We start from the raw sequence: 23,251 nt of genomic DNA, 5'->3' as shown, positions 1-23,251 counted from the left end.
GTTCGAGCCCCGTCTATCGCTCTCACAGAACAAAAAGATAACGGCTTCCGGAAATCGGACAGCCGTTATTTTTTAATTGCCGTTTAATTTATTCTTAAATCTTTCTGAATCCGATTCAGTTTTCGGCAGGTTGTATGCTATACTAAGCGTGTTTGAATTTTGCTGAAAGCAGGCTTGCAGACGATGGGAATGAGTTTCCAAACATGCTTTGCGTCACGGATAACAGGGCTTATTGCTGTCTGCATGGCCGGAGCGGAATTAATATAGGGCTGCGGCGGTTCCGCCGCGGAAGATAAAGGAGGCTGCCAGTGGGTAAAGAATCCGGTAATGAAATGGAGCAGATCCAGAGAAGCCTTGAGCAGTTTCTGGATCGGGAAGTGGCCAGGTATGAAAAACAGGAAAGCAGGAATACAGAACGCAGATATACTGCCGGGGAAGAATATCCGGAAGAAGAATACTCTGACGAAGAGTATCCGGAGGATGAGTATTCAGAGGAGGAGTATCCTGAAGAAGAGTATCCGGAGGATGAGTATCCCGAAGATGAGTATCCCGAAGATGGGTATCTAGGAGAAGAATACTCCGAAGAAAAGTATCCTGAAGACGAATACCCGGATGAAGATTATTCTGCAGAAGATTATTCAGGCAACGAATATCCTGAAGATGAATCCCATGAAGAGGAATATGCCAACCGGCGTTATCGGAGGGACCCATTTCCGGAGGAGGAGTATGGGTACAACCCGCAGGAAAGATACATAAGACACGGGAAAAAAGAAGCAAAACGGAAGAACGCGGGCCCAAGTTTCCCGGACCGGACCGGGCCGGAACTGGGGAAGCCCCCGAAGAAGCAGAAACCTGAGAAAGAAAAGGGCGGCGGAATGAAAGGAAATAAAGGTGCTTCCGGAAAAAAGAAAAATTCCGGCGGAAAGAAAAAGTCAGGCTTCAGGAAATTTCTCACCCTGCTTATTGTGCTTCTGGCGGTGCTGGGAGGAATCTGGTATGTAATGGTTGGACATATATATGGCAAAATGAGGTACGGCCGTGTGGAAACGCTGGCAGGTGAGCCGCTGAAGGAACAGGGTGTGGTGAACATCCTGCTTATAGGAAGCGATTCCCGGACAGCAGGGGATGAAGGAAGATCGGATGCCATGATACTTCTTTCCATCAGTGATAAGACGAGGACGATTCATATGACCTCCCTGCTGCGTGATATGTATGTGGATATTCCGGGAAGAGAGGGCAACCGTCTGAACGCGGCCTATTCCTTCGGCGGGCCCGAGCTTCTTCTGGAGACGGTGAAGCAGAATCTGGGAATCGATGTGAACCGTTATGCGGTAGTGAATTTCCAGGCATTTGCCAACCTGGTGGATGCGGTGAACGGGGTGGATATGGAGCTGACCAATGATGAAGTGAAGTGGGTCAACGCTTACCTGAATGAGTATAATGAGCTTCGCGGCATGCCGATAGATACCGATTATCTGGATACTTCCCTGAGCGGGACGATTCATCTGAACGGCCCTCAGGCGCTTGCTTACAGCCGCAACCGGTTTATTGGTACGGATTTTGGCAGGACGGAGAGACAGAGGAAGGTGCTTGCGGCTGTAATGAAAAAGCTTCCGGCAGCCGCGGTGACGAATCCGGGCGGCCTGATTGACGGCCTGTTCCCGAACCTGACAACCAACCTGACGCAGGCAGAATGTATGCGCCTGAGCCTGATGGCGGGTAAGCTGCTCACCTATGAACTGGTGCAGGAGAGCATCCCGCTGGAAGGGACTTATTCGAATGCAAGCATCCGGGGCATGGATGTTCTGCAGGTGGATTTTGATAAAAACAGCGCCTATCTCCGTGCGCAGCTTTACGGGGAGAAAGCGCAGTAAAATATAATAAACAGCAGTAAAATATAAAAATAAACAAAGGAGGACGGGAGCAGCCATGAAGGCGCTCCAGGGGAGAGATTATGAAAACCGAACAATATGGAACAAAGGAATTAATGCGGCGTTTTATGCCTTATTTTAAGAAGTATAAGGGGACGCTGTTCCTGGATCTGTTCTGCGCGTCTATGACTACGGTATGTGAACTGGTTCTTCCGCTGATTATGCGTTATATTACGAATGAAGGGCTGCGTGATCTGGCGGCCCTTTCCATAAAGACCATTGCGGGTCTCGGCTTCATTTATTTCCTGCTTCGTGTGATTGACTGTTTTGCCAGCTACTATATGGCCGGCATGGGTCATGTTATGGGGGCAAAGATAGAAACGGATATGCGCCGCGATGCCTATAATCATTTGCAGAAGCTTTCCAATACTTATTATAACAATACAAAAGTGGGACAGATTATGGGCCGTATTACAAACGACCTGTTTGATGTTACTGAGTTTGCGCACCATTGTCCGGAGGAATTTTTCATTGCGGGGATTAAGACGGTAATTTCCTTCGTGATTCTTGCACAGATAAGCCTGCCGCTTACTTTGATCGTATTCGTGTTTGTACCGATTATGGCCGGAGTCTGTATGACCCTGAATTTCCGTATGAGGAGCGCTTTCAGCAAACAGCGTTACCAGATTGGGGAACTGAATGCCAGAATTGAGGACAGCCTTCTGGGACAGAAGGTGGTTAAGGCCTTTACCAATGAGGATATGGAGAACCGGAAATTTGAGGTGGACAACAATAAATTTCTGGATATCAAGAGAGAAACCTACAAATATATGGCGCTGTTCCAGACTACAGTAAAAATGTTTGACGGTGTTATGTATCTGGCGGTAATTGTGGCGGGCGGCTTCTTTATGATAAAGGGTCTTGTTGCCCCCGGGGATTTGGTCGCTTTCATGCTGTATGTGACAACGCTGATTGCTACTATAAGACGTATTATTGAATTTGCAGAGCAGTTCCAGCGAGGAATGACGGGAATTGAGAGATTCCTTCAAATCATGGATGCTGATATAGATATTTTTGATGAGCCGGAGGCTGTGGAGATGGGCACGCCGGAAGGGGAGATTACCTTTAAGGATGTTAGCTTTGAATATCCGGATGATCACAATATTGTGTTTACAAATCTGAATCTTTCTATCCACAAAGGAGAGAAGCTGGCTATTGTAGGGCCTTCCGGCGGCGGAAAGACCACGCTCTGCAACCTGATTCCCCGTTTTTATGATGTGACTGCGGGACGTATTACCATTGACGGGCAGGATATCAAGAGCTTTACCCTGAAGAGCCTGCGCAGGAATATCGGTATTGTTCAGCAGGATGTGTACCTTTTCTCAGGTACGGTTTATGAAAACATTGCCTATGGACGGCCGGGAGCGACGGAGGAAGAGGTGATGGATGCTGCAAAAAAGGCCGGCGCCCATGAGTTTATTATGGGACTGAAGGATGGCTATAACACCTATGTGGGAGAGCGTGGTGTGAAGCTCTCCGGAGGACAGAAGCAGCGTATCAGTATAGCAAGGGTATTCCTGAAGAATCCGCCAATTATTATTTTAGATGAAGCTACCTCAGCCCTTGATAATGAAAGTGAATTCGCAGTTGCAAAATCACTTTCCAGGCTTTCGGAGGGAAGGACAACGCTTACTATTGCCCATCGCCTTTCAAGCATCAAGAATTCCGACCGTATCCTTGTGCTTACTGAGGAAGGGATTGTGGAGGAAGGAAACCACAGCGAGCTGATGGAGCTGAAGGGAATCTACCATAAGTTTTACACCACAGCGGATTTGCTGAAATAAAATTGCCGGTGGCCGCATATCATGTTATACTAATGATAGCAGGCCTGCCGTGCCAAAAGGGCCTGACGGATCAGTTCCGCCAGGCCTTTTATATGTATGGAAATTTTTCCTTTTGAAAGTTTCCTGCGGGGTGATATTGCGTCTTTAGCGTGGGACGCAGAGAGCGGATAGCGCGGTATTTCTTAATCAGGGCCTGAGTGCGGAAAGCACAGAACAGGAGTATGCATGAAACTAATTTTTATCGGAGCGGATCATGAGGTAACGGGCAGCTGCCATTATCTGGAGGCGGCCGGAAAGCATATTCTGGTTGACAGGGGGATGGAACAGGGGATAAATCCCTTTGAAAATGCGGAACTGCCGGTGCAGGAGGCTATGATTGATTATGTGTTCCTGACCCATGCGCATGTGGATCATTCGGGGATGCTTCCTCAACTGTACGCAAGAGGCTTTCGCGGGAAAATTTTTGCAACCCAGGCGACAACGGAGCTTTGTGATATTATGCTGCGTGACTGTGCCCATATACAGCAGCAGGAGGCGGAGTGGAAGAACCGTAAGGCGAAGCGGCATGCAGGCTCGGAAAAACATGAAGCGCCTTATACGATGGAGGATGCGGAGGGCACCATTGGCCTTTTAGTACCCTGTGATTATCAGAAAATAATTGAGGTTTGTCCCGGAATCAGGATCCGTTTTACGGACATCGGGCATTTGCTGGGCTCCTCCAGCATTGAAGTGTGGGCACAGGAGAACGGAATTCAGAAGAAGCTGTGCTTTTCCGGGGATATCGGGAACAAAAACCAGCCGCTCATCAAGGATCCCCATCCTACCAGGGACGCCGATTATGTGATCATGGAATCCACCTATGGCGACCGGCTGCATGGGACGGACCGGCCTGATTATATTTCAGGGCTGGCAGAGGTGCTGCAGAAGACCTTTGACAGGGGAGGCAATGTGGTGATTCCCTCGTTTGCAGTGGGAAGAACCCAGGAAATCCTGTATTTCCTGTGGAAAATCAAGGAAGACCGCCTGGTGAAAAACCACGGCAATTTTCCGGTATATGTGGACAGTCCGCTGGCCGTGGAGGCAACGGGGATTTTTGAAAAAAATATTTATGACTGCTTTGATGAAGAGGCTATGGAGCTGGTGCGTAAAGGAATCAATCCCATTTCTTTTCCGGGACTGCGTCTGTCAATCACCAGCGATGAGTCAAGGGCGATTAATTTTGATGAAACGCCGAAGGTGATTATTTCCGCATCGGGTATGTGTGAGGCGGGGCGTATCAAGCATCATCTGAAGCACAATCTGTGGCGGGAGGAATGTACCGTGCTCTTCGTAGGCTATCAGTCTGTGGGGACGCTGGGACGGAATATCCTGGAGGGCGCCCAGGAGGTAAAGCTGTTCGGGGAGTCCGTGGATGTGCGGGCCGAAATCAAGGCGCTTCAGGGAATGAGCGGCCATGCGGATAAGAACGGGCTGATTGAGTGGCTGAATTGTTTTGAAAAGAAGCCGGAGCGGGTGTTTATCGTCCATGGGGAGGATACGGTATGCACCTCTTTTGCCGAATGCCTGCGCCATGAATATGGCTATGACACCTATGCGCCGTTCAGCGGAACACGGTTTGATCTGCTCCATAACCTTCTGGAATATGAGGCGGCGCCGATAGCCAGGGAAAAGAAGGCCAGGGCAGCGGTGGCAAACAGCGTCTATGCGAGACTGGAGGCCGCCGGGCAGAGGCTTCTGGCGGTTATCCGCAACGGAAAGGGTATGGCAAACAAGGATATGGCGAAGCTGGCGGATCAGATCAATGCGTTGTGTGATAAATGGCAGTAGGAAACGGAAAACTGATTTTAAAAACAGAATTCAGCATACAGCTTTCAAGAAACTGAGTTCATGAAACAGTTTTTACAAAACAGAATTTACAGGACAGAACAGGAGAAAAAAGCAGAATGAGTCTGGCAGATATAACATTTATTCAGATGTGCAGGGATATCCTGGAGAACGGAACGAGCACCGAAGGGGAGAAGGTCCGTCCCAGGTGGGAGGACGGCACGCCGGCCTATACCATCAAGAAGTTCGGCGTGGTCAACCGGTATGATCTTTCCAGGGAATTTCCCATACTGACCCTGCGCAGGACGGCGCTGAAGTCGGCCACGGATGAGCTTCTGTGGATTTGGCAGCGTAAATCCAACAACATCCATGATCTTCACAGCCACATCTGGGATGAGTGGGCGGATGAGGACGGTTCCATCGGAAAGGCCTACGGCTATCAGCTGGGGGTGAAGCATCAGTATAAGGAAGGCATGATGGATCAGGTGGACAGGGTGATTTATGATTTGAAAAATAATCCCTTCAGCCGCCGGATCATGACGAATATATATGTGCATCAGGATCTGCATGAGATGAACCTTTATCCCTGCGCTTACAGCATGACCTTCAATGTGACCCAGAAAAAGGGAGAGGACAGACTGACGCTGAACGCTATACTCAACCAGCGTTCCCAGGATGTGCTTGCCGCCAACAACTGGAATGTGGTACAGTATGCGGTGCTGGTCCATATGCTGGCGCAGGTATGCGGCATGCAGGCGGGAGAGCTGGTGCATGTGATTGCGGACGCCCATATTTATGACAGGCATATCCCTATTATAAAGGAACTGATTCAAAGAGAGCCTCTGCCGGCGCCTTCGTTCTGGCTCAATCCGGAGGTGAAGGATTTTTATCAGTTCACAAGGGACGATGTGAAGGTGGAAAATTATGTGACAGGGGAACAGATTCAGGGAATCCCCATTGCTATCTGAAAACCGAAAAACAGGCAGAAGGAGGGAGGCTGGCGGCAGTCAGGCTGTCAGTGGGCAGCATGGGCCGGAAAAATATCCCGGCCTCCCTCATTTAAGAGTTAATTTGCGATAGGCCCGCTGCGGCGGGCGGTTAGGAGAAAAAATGAATATTATAGTTGCAGTAGATGAAAACTGGGCCATCGGATACCGCGGGGATCTTCTGGTAAGGATTCCGGCGGACCATAAGATGTTCAGGAATGAAACCATAGGAAAAGTGGTGGTGCTGGGAAGGAAAACAATGGATACATTTCCTGGAGGGCTGCCGTTAGCCGGCAGGACCAATATCGTGCTGACCCGGAATCCGGAATATCAGGTAAAGGACGCCATAGTGGTCCATTCTGTGGAGGAGCTTTTGGCGGAATTGAAAAATTATGACACAAAGGACGTTTATGTCATTGGGGGCGACAGCGTTTACAGCCAGCTGCTTCCTTACTGTGACACGGCCCATGTGACCAAAATTGACCGTTCCTACGAGGCGGATACTTACTTTCCCAATCTGGATGCCTCAGGTGAATGGGAAATTACGGCGGAAAGCGATGAACAGAGTTATTTTGACACAACATATCATTTCCTGAAGTATGAAAGAAAACAGTAAGAGGGAGATTACAGAAAATAAATAAATTTCTGCTTCCATAACCGTAAACTTTATATTATAATATTTTTGTGCGCCTGCTTCCTGTCGGGCCGGAGAGGCTAAAAAGGGCCTTCTGACGGGCCGGCCGCTTCGCAACCGAAGCCGGTGCGTATGATCGCGTTTATGCGAATGATAAAAGGCAAACAGCAAAAGAGGTATATTTTATGGAAAGAAGAGTAGGAACCATTTCAAGAGGAATCCGCTGCCCGATTATCCGTGAAGGGGACAATCTGGCAGATATCGTTGTTTCCAGCGTGCTGGAAGCGGCGGAAAGTGAAGGCTTTGAGTTAAGGGACAGAGATGTAATCTCCGTAACGGAATCCATTGTGGCGAGAGCGCAGGGAAATTATGCATCCGTTGCAGCGATTGCGCAGGATGTGAAGGAGAAGCTGGGAGGAGAGACTATCGGAGTTATTTTCCCCATCCTTTCCAGGAACCGTTTCGCAATCTGCCTTCGCGGAATCGCTATGGGAGCTAAGAAGGTGGTGCTGATGCTCAGCTATCCCAGCGACGAAGTGGGCAATGCGCTGGTTTCCCAGGATCAGCTGGATGAAGCCGGAGTGAATCCCTACAGCGATGTTCTTTCCCTGGAAAAATACAGGGAGCTGTTCGGCGAGAACAGGCATCCTTTCACCGGCGTGGATTATGTGGCTTATTACAGCGACCTGATCCGTGAATGCGGCGCGGAGGTTGAGGTTATTTTCGCCAACAATCCCAGAGTGATTTTAGATTATACAAAGAATGTACTCAACTGTGATATCCATACGAGAGCGCGCACCAAGAGGATCCTGAAGGAGTGCGGCGCCCAGGTGGTATGCGGTCTGGATGATATTCTTACATCCCCTGTAAACGGAAGCGGCTGCAATGAAAAATACGGCCTGCTCGGCTCCAATAAATCCACGGAGGACACCATCAAGCTGTTCCCCAGGGACTGTACGGATCTGGTGAATGATATCCAGAACCAGATTCTTACGAAAACCGGAAAGCATGTGGAAGTAATGGTTTACGGCGACGGCGCCTTTAAGGATCCTGTGGGAAAAATCTGGGAACTTGCCGACCCCTGTGTGGCGGTGGCCAATACGGAAGGCCTGGAAGGAACTCCCAACGAAGTGAAGCTGAAATATCTGGCAGACAACGATTTCAAGGATCTTTCAGGAGATGCGCTGAAGGAAGCGATTTCAGAAAGAATCAAGGGTAAGAAGGGGAATCTGGTGGGAGACATGGCTTCTCAGGGAACTACCCCCAGAAGGCTTACCGATCTGATCGGTTCTCTCTGCGACCTGACGAGCGGTTCCGGCGACAAGGGAACTCCTGTTATCCTGGTGCAGGGCTACTTCGATAACTTTACGGACTAGAGCGTGTTTGAAAATTCATTCCTGACACACTCTAAGGTGGCACAGCAAATATTTTGGAAGCCGGCAAACGCGTCTGGTACGTGGTGTAAGGGCTTCTGAATTTACACTGGAAGAAACAGAAGGGAGAAAGCTTTGACTGAGCTTTCTCCTTTTTGGAAGAAGGGAAAGAGTGAGCCTATGAAAACCGTACGGAAGGACAGGCACGGCGGAAAATATCAAAACCGGATTTTCCTGCTGCTTCTGCTCATGGCGGTGGTTCCGCTTCTGATAGCCGGAAGCATATCCTATAAAGTCTATCTGGATGAAGTGACCAGGCAGACGGACCTTTCCATGGAAGCGATTGAAGCCCAGATCTGCAATGATGTGGAGGTTACGCTTTCTTCGATCCGGCAGTTTTACAGGGAAATTTCCACGGATGATCAGATGAGCTGGCTGAAGGAGACGGGAAGCATACCCTACAGTGATTACAGCAATCTGAATGAGGCACAGAATCTGCTGAAGGGGCCTACCTATCTGGATGAATATGTAGGAAGCTATGCCTTCATCAATATCATGCAGGACTGGGTGCTTACGAATAACGGCATGTACCGGCTGAGCGAGGCCAGGAACAAGGAGCAGGTTGACGCGCTTCTGGAAAAAGCGGCGCAGTTTCCCTCCACGTTGTTCTGGATGAATAATGTGGGAGAAAAATCAGCCTATGTGAATGGGATTTATCAGAGCAAAACGCTGGATGTTTCCGGCTTCCAGATGATCATGAAGCTGCCGGGTAATGTGAACCGGGTGGATCAGATCGTTATGGTGCAGCTGAACCTTCCCAGGTTGAGGCAGCGTCTGGACAGCAACCTGGCCGGTTATGAGCTGTGCATATTCAGCAGTGATGCAAAGACCATATATTCTTCCGATGAGGTGCTGGAAAATTATTTTTCCGCGCATCCGGAGGAGCTGAAAAACGAAAAACGCATAGATAACCTGAAGATAGAAGGCGGCGGTGAATACAGGATCCGGATCAGCGGCACCTCGGGCAACGGCATGAATTATGTGCTGGCCTATAATCTGGGGCAGATGAAGGAGGGCGCGGGAAGAATCCTGGGAGTTTCCCTGGTGATCATGGGCGCGCTCATCGTGCTGCTCATCCTCAGCCGGATATTTACAAGCATCCTGTATCAGCCGGTGAAGAGCCTGAACGCGTATGTATCCGATATTGCGGGGGTGGATACGGAGGAAATGGATGAGTTTTCCGCCATCCGGGAAAATGTGGTACAGCTTGTGGACACGAAGGAAAGCCTGCAGCTCATGGTGCAGAACCAGCAGAAGATATTGGTGGAGCAGTTTATCATCCGTACCATCCGCGGGGAAATGACGCCGGAGGCGGTGGCAGGGGCGCAGGAGCAGTTCCAGCTGCCAAGGGCCAGGGTATACCAGCTCCTGACGGCGGTGTGTATGCTGGAAGGGGAAACGGACCAGGAAAGCGAGCTGGAAAATGAAGCGCTGAGCATGACCATTGTGAAGAAGGCGCCGGAAGGGATTGCCGCCGGGCTGATTACGCCGGTGCTTTGCCTGAACGGACAGATCCTGCTTCTGACAGGCGCCAATACCCAGGAGGAGCTGCGGGAAAAGACAATGCGCATCCACACCGAGTTTACGGAGTTTGTGGAGACGGAGTTCGGCTGCTCGCTAATTTCCGGCGTCAGCCAGGTATTTCCGGGGCTGAAATATCTGCGCACCGCTTACAATGAATGTATGGAAACGCTCAAGAATACGGGGAGCGGGCCAAGGGATCACAGCGATATCACCTTTTATGAGGAAATCGCCAGGAACGACGGTATTATAAGCGGCTATGATTATGTTATGGAAAATGCGCTCACCAAAGCGGTCAATGACGGCGACTGCGAGGAAGCGGCGCAGCTGGTGGATAAATTCATCAACAGCCTGAATAACAGAGGGATAACCCGTCATGACAGGAACTTTTTCCTGTACCGGCTGGTGATAGCCGTGCTGGCCGTGCTTTCGGACGCGGGCCTGTCCGCCAACCAGGTGTTTCGGGACCATTCCGAAGATATTTTCCAGAAGCTGAACTATATCTGTGAAAGCGACAAGCTCAAGAGCTATATGAATTCCCAGATCGTCCAGCCCTCCATCGAAGCGCTGCGGCAGTACCGCTATCAGGCTTCCTCCGAAATACTCAGGCGGATCATGGAGCTTGTGCATGAGCGCAGGGGGGACATTACGCTGACGGAATGCGCTGAGCAGCTGAATTATCACCCCAGCTATATCTGGAAAATCCTGAAGGCGGAACGGAATATGACCTTTACGGATCTGGTGAACCTGGAAAAACTGGAAACTGCAAAAGAGCTGCTGCTGAATACGGAGCTTTCCATCGCGGAAATATCGGAGCAGCTCAGCTATGCAAACACACAGAATTTTATCCGCTTCTTCAGCAAATATGTGGACAGCACCCCGGGAAAATACCGGAAGGAGCATAAAGGCCAGGAGGATAAAAGCCGGCTGTAAAATAATCATGTTGTAAAATACGGTAACAAAAGATGATAATCATATGCTTTCCGGCGGGAAAGATAATGATTATTGACAGGAGCAGGGAGGCGGAAAGCCCGTAGAACGGGGCTTTCCGCCTCCCTTTTTATTTTTGCTGAAATGGAAAGATATTCCTCATTGAAAAACATGTGTAGTTAGATTACTATACAAAACGAACCAAGGGACACCACATCCCAATAGTTAAAGAAGAGGAGGGCTTTTAGTGAGCAGACAAAAAGGGAAGGCAGCCGCTGTTCCCTATCAGAAGAAGGAATCGTTCCTGCATTTCGTGATAGCGCACAAATGGCTGTATATTCTATTAATACCCGGCGTGCTTTATATGCTGGTGTTCAATTACCTGCCGATGGCGGGAATCGTCATCGCGTTCCAGGATTTCAGACCCTTCAGCGCAGACAGCGCCATCGGCGCATATCTGTCCAGTGAATGGGTGGGACTGGCGAACTTCAAGAAGTTTTTTATGGGCTATGACTTCACGATGCTGTTGAAGAATACCCTGTCCATTTCCATACTGAGTCTGATTTTCTTTTTCCCGGCGCCTATTTTACTGTCGCTTCTGTTAAATGAAATCAGATGCCAGGGGTACAAGCGGGTGTCGCAGACGCTGATTTACATACCGCATTTTATTTCCCTGGTTATTGTGGCAACGCTGACGCAGCAGCTGTTCAGCACCACGGACGGTATTGTTTACAAGATTCTGGAAAGCATCATGGGCAGGGGCGCTGCGCCGGATGTCCTGGCGTCGCCCAAGTATTTTTACGGCCTGATTGTAGGACAGAATATATGGAAGGAAACCGGGTACGGCACCATCGTATTCCTGGCGGCGCTGGCCGGTGTGGATATGGAGCTGTATGAAGCGGCGAGAATCGACGGCGCTGGACGCTGGAGGCTGATGTGGCACATTACGCTGCCCGCCATCCGCGGAACCATCGTAATCATGCTGATTCTGAAGGTGGGATCCATCCTGAATACAGGATATGAGCAGATTTTCCTGATGCAGAACGACCTGAACTATACGGCATCCGAGGTGTTCGATACTTATATATATAATAAAGGCATCAAGCTGGCCCAGTATTCCATGGCGACGGCGGCAGGCGTATTCAAATCCGTTGTCAGCCTGATAATGGTGCTGGCGGCCAATAAGATTGCAAAGATGTGCGGCGAATCAGGATTCTATTAAAATGGAGGGAGATATCAATGGCAAAACAGCGTAACGGCTCCAAAATCAAAAGGAGCCCCGGCGACCAGGCGGTACAGGTTTTGATTTATTTCATAGTCGGTTTGAGCGCAGTGGTGACTGTCCTTCCGTTCCTGTATGTACTGGCCGGTTCCTTTGCTACGGAGCGTGAACTGACGGAGAGGGCGTTCTTCATCATTCCCACGGAATTTTCATTAAACGCCTATAAATATATCATCCGGACAGGAGATGTGTTTAAGGGGCTGAAAAACTCGGTGATTGTAACCGTCATCGGTACGGCCATCAATATGTTTTTTACAACAACACTGGCTTATCCGCTTTCCCGTTCCTATCTGAGAGGGCGTAACTTTTTCATCAATATGGTTATCATCACCATGCTTTTTTCAGGTGGTATGGTACCCAGCTATCTGGTAGTCAGCTCGCTGGGACTGACCAACAGCTTCTGGGCGCTTTGGCTGCCCGGCGCAATCAGCGCCTTCAATATGATTATCATCAAGAACTACTTCCAGGGAATCCCCAAGGAGCTGGAGGAAGCGGCGAGAGTGGACGGCAGCTCGGATTTGGGAATTTTCCTGAAAATAATCCTGCCTCTTTCCAAGCCTACCATCGCGTCCGTATCCCTGTTTTACGCGGTAGGGCACTGGAATTCCTACTTCAGCGCAATGCTCTATATTTCCGATAAGAGCAAGGAGGTAGTGCAGATCGCCCTGAGAAGAATTATCTTCCTGGCCGGCGGAATCAATACGGACGGAACCCCGATTGACTGGGGAATGATGGGACAGCCGCCGGAAAAAGCGGTTAAGATGGCAACCACGGTAGTGGCAACCGTGCCCATCCTGCTGATTTACCCGTTCGTACAGAAGTACTTTACCCAAGGTGTTATGGTCGGCGCGGTGAAGGGCTGATTTAACATAAACGTTTATAATTTAAGGGAGGAAAACAATGAAACGAAACAAATTATTATCCTTATTGTTAGTGGGCGCGATGACGGTTTCCATGCTTGCAGGCTGCGGCAGCAAGGCTGAAACGGGCAGCGGACAGGCAGCGGAGGGAACACAGGCCGCTTCGCAGGAAGCGGGCGGAGCGGAAAGCGCTGCGGCGGAAAGCACAGAAAATCCTACTATCACTTTCATGTGCATTGATATCTATGGAAAAGCCATGGGGAATGTTGGTTCCGAAGACGTGCTGAAGGCAGCCGAGGATTATACGGGAATCAATGTTGATTTCAACTGGGTAGCCAACGATTCTTACAGCGATATCCTGGGCGTTACCCTGATGGACAAAGCGAATATGCCCATGGTAATCACCTACGGAAGCGACCTGGGAGCCAATATCGTACAGGCGGCCAAGGACGGCGCATTCTGGGATTTGAATGATTTTGTATGGGATGAGGAAAAATACCCCAACCTTTCCAAGATGAATGAAAATGTATGTAAGGCATTTACCGTGGACGGTCAGCTGGTAGGCGTTTACCGTTCCAGGCCCATCGGACGTAACGGGCTGGGCTACCGTGCGGACTGGGCTGAGAAGCTGGGTCTGGAAGAGCCTAAGACCATCGAAGATATTTATAACATGATGTATCAGTTCACCTACGGCGATCCTGACGGAAACGGCAAGGACGATACCTATGGTCTGTGCATGTGCAAATATACAGGGCCGCTGGACATCATCCAGGCATGGTTCGGCGCAGGCAACCAGTGGAAGGAAGTTGACGGAAAGCTGGTTCCCGTCCATCAGACCGAGGAATATCTGGAAGCCCTGAAGTGGATGAAGAAAATGTATGATGACGGCCTTATCTATAAGGATTGGGCAACCCGCGAGACCAATACCTGGACTGACGGCGTAAAGAATGGCGAGTGCGGCATGTTCCTGGATGTTCTTGACAACGCCAGAAGAATATGGGATTATTTTGAAACAGAAGGGATTCCTTCCGTAACAGGCGAAGGCAATGCAAGCATGAAGCTGATCGGCGGCATTGCGGCGGAAGAAGGCGGAGAGCCTCATACGCTGGCTACCTCCGGTGCGGCAGGCTGCTTCCTGATTACCAAGGCAGGAGCCAAGACAGAGCAGGATGTGGAAAACTGCCTGACCTATCTGGACAAGATGAACGATGAAGACATGAGAATTCTTGCGGACAACGGCCTGGAAGGAAGAGATCATGAAATCAATGAAGAGGGCTATATTGTTGACCTGCTTGCAGACAAGGAAATTCAGGAAAAACCGCAAATCGGCCTGAACCAGTCCGTTGCCTATGTGCCTGATTTACCGGATATGAAGACCGTGGAAAAATCAGACCGCCTCATTGAGGAAGAAGCGATTAAGGCTGCAAACGTTGATATTGCGGTATTTAACCCGGCTTCCGGATATCTGGTAAGCTCAAAAATCAACGCAGAAGTGGGAACCGACCTGAAGGATATCCTGGACAGGGCGAGAACCCAGTATATCTGCGGACAGATTGACGAAAATGGCTTACAGGAACAGTTTAAAGTCTGGGAACAGCGCGGAGGCGCGGATCTGATTACTGAAATCAATGAAATGTATCAGGCGGATCAGACAAAATAAATAGTAATGCAGGCCGGATGGCCGGATAAAGGGGAGGCTGCAGGGTCGGAAGAATTCTGCAGCCTCCTTTTTTCTTATTTAAATACATAAGGAAGGGAAAAGGGATGGAAATAAGATTACAGGAAATAACGGATTCTTCGGCAACAATTGCCTGGGAGCCGGAAGACGGGGCGGAGTGCTACCGGGTTTACTGGGCGGACAGCGATACGCCGTCCATGGAATACCGCAGGCTGGCGGAGACGGCGGACTGCTCCTATACGCTGCATAGGGCGACACATGTCCCGCATTACATGAAGGTGTCCTGCGTGAAGGACGGCGTGGAGGGAGAATGCAGCAGGGTTCTCAGGACGCCGGTAAAAAAGGTGTTCCACGAGCAGCTGGAGCAGCTGAACAGGGGACTGGTCGCCGTTCCGGTAAAAAATGGGATTTTTTTAAGCTGGCGGCTGTTTCTGGGGGAAGTATCCGGATACTGTGACACCGGAATGACGGGGACGGATTTTTATGTATACAGGAATGGGGAACGGATTGCCGAGGTCAGTACGAGCACCAATTATCTGGATAGTGCGGGCAGCGCTGGGGACGGGTATGCGGTGGCTCCGGTCAGGGACAGCTGTGAGGGCGCCCGCTGTGAGGAAGTGAAGGCCTGGGAGAAGGAATATCTGGATTTGCCGCTGAAGCGTCCGGAGGGCGGCGTGACCCCTGCAGGGGAAAGCTATGTGTACCATGCCAATGATATGAGCGTTGGAGATGTGGACGGGGATGGAGAATACGAGTATATTGTAAAGTGGGATCCGTCCAATTCCCATGACGTATCGATTAAAGGCTATACAGGCAGGTGTTACCTGGACTGCTATAAGCTGGACGGGACGCTTTTATGGCGGCTGGATATGGGAGTCAATATCCGGGCCGGCGCGCATTATACCCAGTTTATGGTGTATGATTTCAATGGGGACGGTAAGGCGGAAATGGCTGTCAAAACGGCTCCAGGGACGAAGATGACCACCTTTTTTGCGGACGGCAGGGTAAAAGAGGAAAAATATATTACCATGCTGCCGGAGGATTTGGAGGCCGGCTGTTCCCATGAGGATAATTATGTCTGCAGTGCGGCGGATTACAGAGAGCATATGGCGGAGGTTTTCGCGCTCTGGCAGGAGCGCCCTGAGGTAAAGAGGGGAGAATGGCCGCGGACGCTGGAGGAATGCTGGGGCATGAAGCCAAGGGTGTCTTATCCTTTATCAAAGGAGGATGCGCATTTGCTTGCCGATATTTTTATCAGGGAATATGCGCCCTCCAGAAGTGAAAAGAACAGGCTGGATCAGTTTGAGGGCTTCATTTATGAAGGGCCGGAATATCTGACCATGTTTGCAGGGGACGGCAAAGAGCTGCAGACGATCCGTTTTCCTGTGGGAAGGCAGGATGACGGGCTTATCTGGGGGGATTATGCAATGCCCCGGATAGAACCCTGCAACCGGGTGGACAGATTCCTGTCAGGCGTGGCCTATCTGGACGGGGAACGTCCGTATTTAATCGTCTGCCGGGGATATTATACCAGGACAACGGTAGTTGCGTATGATTTTTTTGAAAACCGGTTCCGGGAAACGTTCTTTGTGGACAGTGGGCATGTGCCCATGTCAAATCCTTTTAATGACGGAGGAGTCCATCTGCTGGAAGGGACGGATCCGGAATATGGAAGTCTGGCGGGGCAGGGGAACCACAGCCTTTCCACGGCGGATGTGGACGGCGACGGATGCATGGAGATCATATACGGCGCGGCCGTGATAGACCATGACGGCTCCCTTCTTTACAGCAGCAGTGACATACGGCCGGATGGGCTGCGCATCAAGCTGGGGCACGGGGACGCCATGCATGTGGCAAAAATCGATCCGGATCGGCCGGGCTTGCAGATCTTCAATGTGTTTGAGGGCGGGGAGCATGTGCCTTATGGCTTTGCGTTGCGCGATGCCTGCAGCGGGGAGGCTTTTTTCGGGGAATATGCCACGGAAGACCTGGGCCGGTGTATGGTGGGGAAAATCGATCCCAACACGAGGGGGCTTCAGGTGTGGGTGAACGAGGTGTTTGACTGTAAGGGGAACAAGCTGGACGTGCCGCTGCCCGGAACCAACGCCAATATCCGCTGGGCTGCGGATATGAGCACGCAGATTTTGGACAGCCCGCAGTACATCGGAACGGTACAGCCGGGGGTAATCAATGACAATACCCATGGCGTGATGCTGGATCCGGAGGATACTATGACAAACAACGGCACGAAGGGAAATCCCTGTCTTATAGCGGATATTTTCGGGGATTTCAGGGAGGAGCTGCTGCTTCGGAAAAAGGATGACAGCGCCATCCGCATTTATATCAATACAGAGCTGACACGGCACAAGCTATTTACGCTGATGCATGATACAATGTACCGCTGCGGGGTGGCCTGGCAGAATAACTGTTATAACCAGCCCTGCTATACCAAATTTTATTACGCGGATGACTGTGATTTCAAGGATGTGCTGCCCTGGCTGGAATAGCGGGGCCGGACGTGGATTTTATGCCTGTTAAAGCAGGCGGAAGGGAGCAGGGATGGAAGCGAAGCTGATAAACAGTTTTGATATTTCGGCAGCAGGAGGCGGCAAGGGCCTTCTGGGGGATATTGACGGGGACGGCAGGATGGAGGTAGTATTTGTACAGGCGGACAGCGGGATTGACGATCGTTTTGTACCGCATCAGATCACCTGTGTCACCGCGTACCGTCTTACGGGAGAGCTGCTGTGGCAGAGGGGCGACAGCTCGGGAAAGCCTGGAAACTTCGGTTCGGATTTCCCGGCGCAGATTTATGATATCGATCATGACGGGCGGCTGGAAATCCTGTGTGTGATGGATAAAAAGTTCCTGGTTCTGGACGGCGCCGACGGTTCGGTGAAGGAGAGCCATGAGCTGCCGGCAGAGGAAGCCCATGACTGCATCATCATTGCCAATCTGACGGGGAAGGAGCAGCCGGAGGATATTATTTTAAAGGATCGGTATTTTCATATGTGGGCGCTGAACCGGCAGTTTGAGGTGCTGTGGACCCATGAAGGGAACCTGGGGCATTTTCCCTGGGCGGCCGATGTGAACGGGGACGGCTATGACGAGGTGATGGCAGGCTATGATCTGCTGGATCATAACGGAAGGGTTTTGTGGTCCTGCCATGATCTGGAGGATCATGCGGACTGTCTCTGGGTAGGCGATGTGAACGGCGACGGCAGGCCGGAAATCGCCGTGGGCGGAAGCGTGACCTGTCTGTACAGCGCGGATGGGGAGGAGCTGTGGCGGTATGACGGCTCCATAGAATCCCAGCATATCGCGCTGGGGAAATTCCTGCCGGGAGAGCCGGGGCTGCAGGTGGCGGGGCTTGACAGAATCCGCCGGGGCGACGGCTATAAGGGCCAGTGGGACGGAAAGGACGGGATGTTCCTTTTGGACTGCTGCGGCCGGGAGGTTTGGAAGGAGGACCGGAAAACCAGCGGATGGCTTACCATTGTGGACGCGCTTTCCAACTGGAACGGCGACGGGAAGGATTATATCCTTGCATACCGCAGAGGCGGCGGGGTGATGCCTGCGCTGTATGACGGAAACGGTGAGGCGGCGGTGACATTTTCAAATGACGGCTATGTGCTGCATGGAGATCTGTTCGGCCGGGGAAAGGAGGATGTGATCGTCTATTCCGGGGAAACGGCCTGGGTTTACAGCGGTACGGAGCCTGAACCGGGGAAAATGCCTTCCGGGAAGCCGGTGCCCCAGGAAAAGAGACTTTACAGATCCACGCTGTATCCCGGCGGGGAGAGGTAGGAAAGGCAACTGCGGGCTGAGCGGTTACGGAATATTATATTCATTTAATACATCCTTCGGAGTATAGAAAAAACGGTGGGTGGGAGAATAAGGAGAGGAAAAGATGGCGGCAGGAGATATGATTAAGAATCGGTTTCAGGAGTTTACGGATGAACAGACGGGGACGAGGGTGGTGAGGCTCACGGAGCCGGATCATGTGAGTCACCATATGTATTTTTATAACCGTATGACGACTACGGATGGCTCTCATTTGCTGTATTGTGCGGAAATTAGCGGAGAGCGTCAGCTTTATCTTATGGATTTGGCATCGGGTGATGCCGTGCAGCTGACGGAAGGGGAAGGGCTGGACGATTACGGCGGATTGATTGCGGCGGATGATAAGCATATTTTTTACCAGCAGGAGCAGGCGATCTGGAAGCTTTCCCTGGAAACGCTGGAAAGAGAGTGTGTATACCGCATTCCGGAGGGCTGGAACGGCGGAAACTGGGGAATGAGCGAGGACAACCGTTTCCTTGCCATTGTGGAGACACGCAGGGATTCCCTGCCGGAGAAGAAGAAGGGGGCAAACTGGGACTTTTTTGCGATTACCTGTAAGGCGAAGCCTCACTGCCGCATCGTTTACTGCGATCTGCAGACAGGCAGCTTCCATACGGTGCTGGAGGATGACTGCTGGTTCGGGCATGCGCAGATCCGTCCCGGGGATCCGGACACCATCATGTTCTGCCATGAGGGGCCTTACGATCTCATTGATGCCAGATTGTGGCTGGTCCAGAGCGATGGGAGCAATTACCGCTGCTGCAGGCAGCAGCCTTCGGATTTGATTCTGACTCATGAATTCTGGCTTCCGGACGGGTCAAAGCTGGCCTTTGTCTATCGGGAAACCACCGGAGAAAAGGTGGAGAATATCCGTATGATCGATCCGGATACCATGGAGGAGGAGATTTTTATGCCCTGCTCTCCTTACGCCCATTTTATCTGTGACCGGAAAAACCGGTACATGGTGGGAGATGCCCAGGGCAGCGATGTGCCGATTCATCTGCTGAAGGATCAGCCGGAGGAAGGCGGCGAAATCAAGAATGATTTCATTTACCTCGTGGATGTGGAAAAGAGGGAAGAAAGGAAGCTGTGCTACCATGGGACGTCCTGGAGGGCGGTGCACGGCAATCCCCAGGATTCCCACCCCCATCCCTGCTTTACGGAGGATAACAGGCATGTGATATTTGTATCGGACAGAGAGGGGAAGCCTTGTATTTATATGGTGGATTTGGCGCAGATGGAGCAGGGGACGGAGGGATAAGCAGGTGCATTGAGAACTGTTATTGTCCCTTTCCGTTCTGCCGTCAGGTGCCCGTGTCCCGTAAAATCCGGTTGGAAAAAAACATATAATTGTGTTATGATGGTTCTGAAATTATAGAAAAATGGTAACTGTGAGGGGGACTGAACAGTTACTAAAGTTATAAAGCGGGGAACCTGGCTATGATGAGAAGATATGTAACGGAAAAAAATCTGCTTCGCGAAGTAACGGATTTCAGACCCGGCGCATGGGTGAATCTTGTGAATCCCTCTCTGGAGGAATGCCTTCTGGTGGCGCGGGAATTTCAGGTGGATATCGCGGATATCCGGGCGGCGCTGGATGATGAGGAAAGCTCCCGTGTGGATGTGAGCAATGATTATACACTGATACTGTTTGACATACCGTCCATAGAATACAGACACAAGAGGGAGGCGTATACCACCATCCCTCTTGGTTTGATTTTTGCGGGGGATACTTTGATTTCGGTCTGTGCGGAGGATACGCCTGTGTTAAAATCCTTTGCGGATAACATGGTAAAGGAATTCAGCACGAAAAAGCAGATCCGTTTTATTTACCAGATTTTTCTGCGGACCTGTGTGCTGTACCAGTCCTATCTGCGGATTGTGGATCGCAGGCGGAAGGAGATTGAGGAGCATATCGGCGGGGATACGGAGGATGTGGACCTCATCGATCTGCATGAGCTGGAATCCAACCTGGTATATTTTGACACCTCCCTGCGCGCCAACAAAATGGTCCTGGAGCGACTGGTGCGCTACAGTAAGATAAAAAAGTACCCGGAGGATCAGGAGCTTCTGGAGGACGTGGTGGTGGAGAACCAGCAGGCCATCGAGATGACCCAGATTTACCGGGATATCATCAAGGGCACCAGGGAGCTGCTTTCGGCGGTGATTGACAACCGGCTGAATACCGCGATGAAATACCTGGCGTCCATCACAATCGTTATGGCGATCCCCACGATTATTTCCGGGATTTACGGAATGAACGTGGATGAAAAATGGATGCCGCTGGCGAATACGCCCTTTGGCTTCGGGATCATCTGCCTGATTACGCTGGGGCTGTGCCTGATTGTGATACGGATTCTGCGGAAAAGGAAGATGCTGTAGCAGCAGTGCATACAGGAGGATGGAATGGAGATCAGGGAATACCGGCCGGAGGACTGCCGGGAAATGGCGGCGCTTTTTTACGATACGGTACATGAGGTAAACGCTGCGGATTATACAAAAGAACAGCTGGATGCCTGGGCCGGCGGCAAGGTGGATACCGCGGCCTGGAACCGCTCCTTTCTGGAGCATGATACTTTTGTCGCGGAGGAAAACGGCGTAATCGTCGGATTCGCGGATATGGATGCGGCCGGATATCTGGACCGGCTCTATGTACATAAGGATTATCAGAAAAAAGGGATTGCCAGCGCCCTCTGTGACCGGCTGGAAGAAAACTGCGCCGCAGCGTATTTCACCACACATGCATCCATTACCGCCAGGCCCTTTTTTGAAAAAAGAGGGTATCGGGTGATGAAGGAACAGCAGGTGGTGCGAAAGGGAGTTAAGCTCACGAATTATGTGATGAAAAAAATCTTTGACTGATAAAAAAATAGTGCTATAATAGGATTCAATGAATTAAATCAGTAAAGTTTATAACAAAGGAGTGAGCTGCGATGGAAAAGAAAAATATTGATTGGGCCAATCTGGGATTTGGTTATCACATAACGGATAAGCGCTATGTATCCAACTATAAGAACGGGGCCTGGGATGAAGGAACTCTGACAGAGGATCCTACCATTCAGCTGAATGAATGCGCAGGAATCCTGCAGTACTGCCAGGAAATATTTGAGGGGCTGAAAGCTTATACGACCGAAGACGGACGTGTTGTAACCTTCCGTCCTGATCTGAATGCGGAACGTATGATTGACAGTGCGAAACGTCTGGAGATGCCTGCATTTCCCAAGGAAAGATTCCTGGACGCCATCGATAAGGTTGTGACGGCCAACGCAGCATGGGTTCCCCCTTATGGAAGCGGGGCCACTCTTTACATCCGTCCCTATATGTTTGCAAGCTCTCCGGTAATCGGCGTTAAGCCTGCGGAGGAATATCAGTTCCGTGCTTTTGTAACGCCGGTAGGGCCTTACTTTAAGGGCGGCGCAAAGCCTCTGACCCTGTGCGTAAGTGATTTTGACCGTGCGGCTCCTCATGGAACCGGACATATCAAGGCCGGCCTTAACTATGCCATGAGCCTTCATGCATGTGTGACCGCACATGCCAATGGTTTTGACGAAAACCTCTATCTGGATCCTGCCACCAGGACTTATGTGGAAGAAACAGGAGGCGCAAATTTCCTGTTTGTAGATAAAGACGGCAAAATTATCATCCCCAAATCAGACAGCATCCTGCCTTCCATCACAAGACGTTCCCTGGTAGTCGTGGCAAAGGATATGCTGGGAATGGAAGTGGAGGAACGTCCTGTAAAGCTGGAGGAACTGAAGGACTTTGCGGAATGCGGACTTTGCGGTACGGCAGCAGTCATCAGCCCCGTGGGAAAGGTAGTGGATCACGGCAGGGATATCTGCTTTGCCAGCGGCATGGACGAGATGGGGCCGGTTATCCAGAAGCTGTATGATACGCTGACCGGAATCCAGATGGGAAGAATTGAAGGACCGGAAGGATGGGTAAGGACTATCCTGTAACATGTGTTGTGGAATGGTTATGGATATCCTGATATTTATTTGTTCTATTTATGAATAAAAAGATTTTCTTGGGACTGACGCACGTAAGGTGGTGTGTCAGTCCTTTTTAGCAGAAGGTGATTTATTTCAGCGAGCAATTATGTAACAGACTTCTGAGATACCACCTTCTATGGAACATATCATGTAAGGGTAAAATAGCATGTCACCCCGTAATAAATATTTTGTCACGTTTTTTTAGAAAGAGCAGGTGCGAATAAACGGACATCGTTTTTTTTGATAATTCCGGCATTTTATAATTTAGAAAATTAAATTTGCATTTTAATGTTGGAAAAATACAATGCTATATAAAAAATTCTTTACTGAGATTTTTATTTACATTACAATGTAATTGAATAATTGAAAAATAAGGGAGGCGTAATTAGGTTATCAATCAACATATAATGCTGTTATTGGAACAATTGAAAAAAATTCAAAAATTATTTAATGATCCTGACAAAAACTAAATTTTCTTTTATAAGACGATAATCTTGATGATGATGTAAAAAAGAACTACCAGCTATTCAGCGATGTTTTGGCTATGATAGAG

At 50.3% G+C, this 23,251-nt stretch carries 16 protein-coding genes; all 16 read left to right on the top strand.

The annotated features are described in order from the left end of the window. Nucleotides 1–308 precede the first annotated feature (308 nt). The 16 genes from HMPREF1548_RS18980 to HMPREF1548_RS18905 all read left to right on the top strand — a co-directional run bounded on the left by HMPREF1548_RS18980 (nt 309) and on the right by HMPREF1548_RS18905 (nt 22,665). Entirely contained in the window at nt 309–1,874 is a 1,566-nt protein-coding gene (locus HMPREF1548_RS18980) for an LCP family glycopolymer transferase (RefSeq protein WP_035322929.1), read from the top strand. Between the two features lie 80 nt (nt 1,875–1,954). After that, nucleotides 1,955–3,715 (top strand): ABC transporter ATP-binding protein, encoded by a 1,761-nt coding sequence (locus tag HMPREF1548_RS18975; RefSeq protein WP_021638081.1) that lies wholly within the window; start codon nt 1,955–1,957, stop codon nt 3,713–3,715. 225 nt (nt 3,716–3,940) lie between these two features. Further along, nucleotides 3,941–5,542 carry an MBL fold metallo-hydrolase RNA specificity domain-containing protein gene (locus HMPREF1548_RS18970; protein WP_021638080.1) on the top strand — a complete coding sequence of 534 codons (1,602 nt, stop codon included), beginning with the start codon at nt 3,941–3,943 and terminating at the stop codon, nt 5,540–5,542. A 116-nt stretch (nt 5,543–5,658) separates the two neighbouring features. Next, nucleotides 5,659–6,507 (top strand): thymidylate synthase, encoded by an 849-nt coding sequence (gene thyA, locus HMPREF1548_RS18965; RefSeq protein WP_021638079.1) that lies wholly within the window; start codon nt 5,659–5,661, stop codon nt 6,505–6,507. A gap of 142 nt (nt 6,508–6,649) precedes the next feature. Continuing rightward, a complete protein-coding gene (locus HMPREF1548_RS18960; RefSeq protein WP_021638077.1) occupies nt 6,650–7,141 on the top strand; it encodes a dihydrofolate reductase in 492 nt (163 codons plus the stop codon). A gap of 203 nt (nt 7,142–7,344) precedes the next feature. After that, a complete protein-coding gene (locus HMPREF1548_RS18955) occupies nt 7,345–8,535 on the top strand; it encodes a coenzyme F420-0:L-glutamate ligase (protein ID WP_021638076.1) in 1,191 nt (396 codons plus the stop codon). Between the two features lie 177 nt (nt 8,536–8,712). Continuing rightward, nucleotides 8,713–11,046, top strand: a complete 2,334-nt coding sequence (locus HMPREF1548_RS18950) for a helix-turn-helix transcriptional regulator (RefSeq protein WP_021638075.1) — start codon at nt 8,713–8,715, stop codon at nt 11,044–11,046. A 244-nt stretch (nt 11,047–11,290) separates the two neighbouring features. Beyond that, nucleotides 11,291–12,265, top strand: a complete 975-nt coding sequence (locus HMPREF1548_RS18945) for an ABC transporter permease (RefSeq protein WP_021638073.1) — start codon at nt 11,291–11,293, stop codon at nt 12,263–12,265. 17 nt (nt 12,266–12,282) lie between these two features. Continuing rightward, nucleotides 12,283–13,188: a carbohydrate ABC transporter permease gene (locus HMPREF1548_RS18940; RefSeq protein WP_021638072.1), complete on the top strand. Its 906-nt coding sequence runs from the start codon at nt 12,283–12,285 to the stop codon at nt 13,186–13,188. Nucleotides 13,189–13,225: 37 nt separating this feature from the next. Then, nucleotides 13,226–14,845: an extracellular solute-binding protein gene (locus tag HMPREF1548_RS18935; RefSeq protein ID WP_021638071.1), complete on the top strand. Its 1,620-nt coding sequence runs from the start codon at nt 13,226–13,228 to the stop codon at nt 14,843–14,845. A gap of 104 nt (nt 14,846–14,949) precedes the next feature. Beyond that, nucleotides 14,950–17,370 carry a rhamnogalacturonan lyase gene (locus HMPREF1548_RS18930; RefSeq protein ID WP_021638070.1) on the top strand — a complete coding sequence of 807 codons (2,421 nt, stop codon included), beginning with the start codon at nt 14,950–14,952 and terminating at the stop codon, nt 17,368–17,370. Nucleotides 17,371–17,422: 52 nt separating this feature from the next. Continuing rightward, complete coding sequence (locus tag HMPREF1548_RS18925; RefSeq protein WP_021638069.1) at nt 17,423–18,670, top strand: FG-GAP-like repeat-containing protein; 1,248 nt, start codon at nt 17,423–17,425, stop codon at nt 18,668–18,670. Between the two features lie 103 nt (nt 18,671–18,773). Then, a complete protein-coding gene (locus tag HMPREF1548_RS18920) occupies nt 18,774–19,967 on the top strand; it encodes an oligogalacturonate lyase family protein (RefSeq protein WP_021638068.1) in 1,194 nt (397 codons plus the stop codon). Nucleotides 19,968–20,146: 179 nt separating this feature from the next. Further along, nucleotides 20,147–21,088 (top strand): magnesium transporter CorA family protein, encoded by a 942-nt coding sequence (locus HMPREF1548_RS18915; protein ID WP_021638067.1) that lies wholly within the window; start codon nt 20,147–20,149, stop codon nt 21,086–21,088. 24 nt (nt 21,089–21,112) lie between these two features. Next, nucleotides 21,113–21,568, top strand: coding sequence for a GNAT family N-acetyltransferase (locus HMPREF1548_RS18910; protein WP_021638066.1), 456 nt, complete (start codon nt 21,113–21,115; stop codon nt 21,566–21,568). A 71-nt stretch (nt 21,569–21,639) separates the two neighbouring features. Continuing rightward, a complete protein-coding gene (locus tag HMPREF1548_RS18905; RefSeq protein ID WP_021638065.1) occupies nt 21,640–22,665 on the top strand; it encodes a branched-chain amino acid aminotransferase in 1,026 nt (341 codons plus the stop codon). Nucleotides 22,666–23,251 lie beyond the last annotated feature (586 nt).

Origin of the sequence: Clostridium sp. KLE 1755 (assembly GCF_000466465.2) — a bacterium.
Lineage (GTDB): Bacteria > Bacillota > Clostridia > Lachnospirales > Lachnospiraceae > Eisenbergiella > Eisenbergiella porci.
This window is presented reverse-complemented; position numbering and strand designations above follow the sequence as displayed.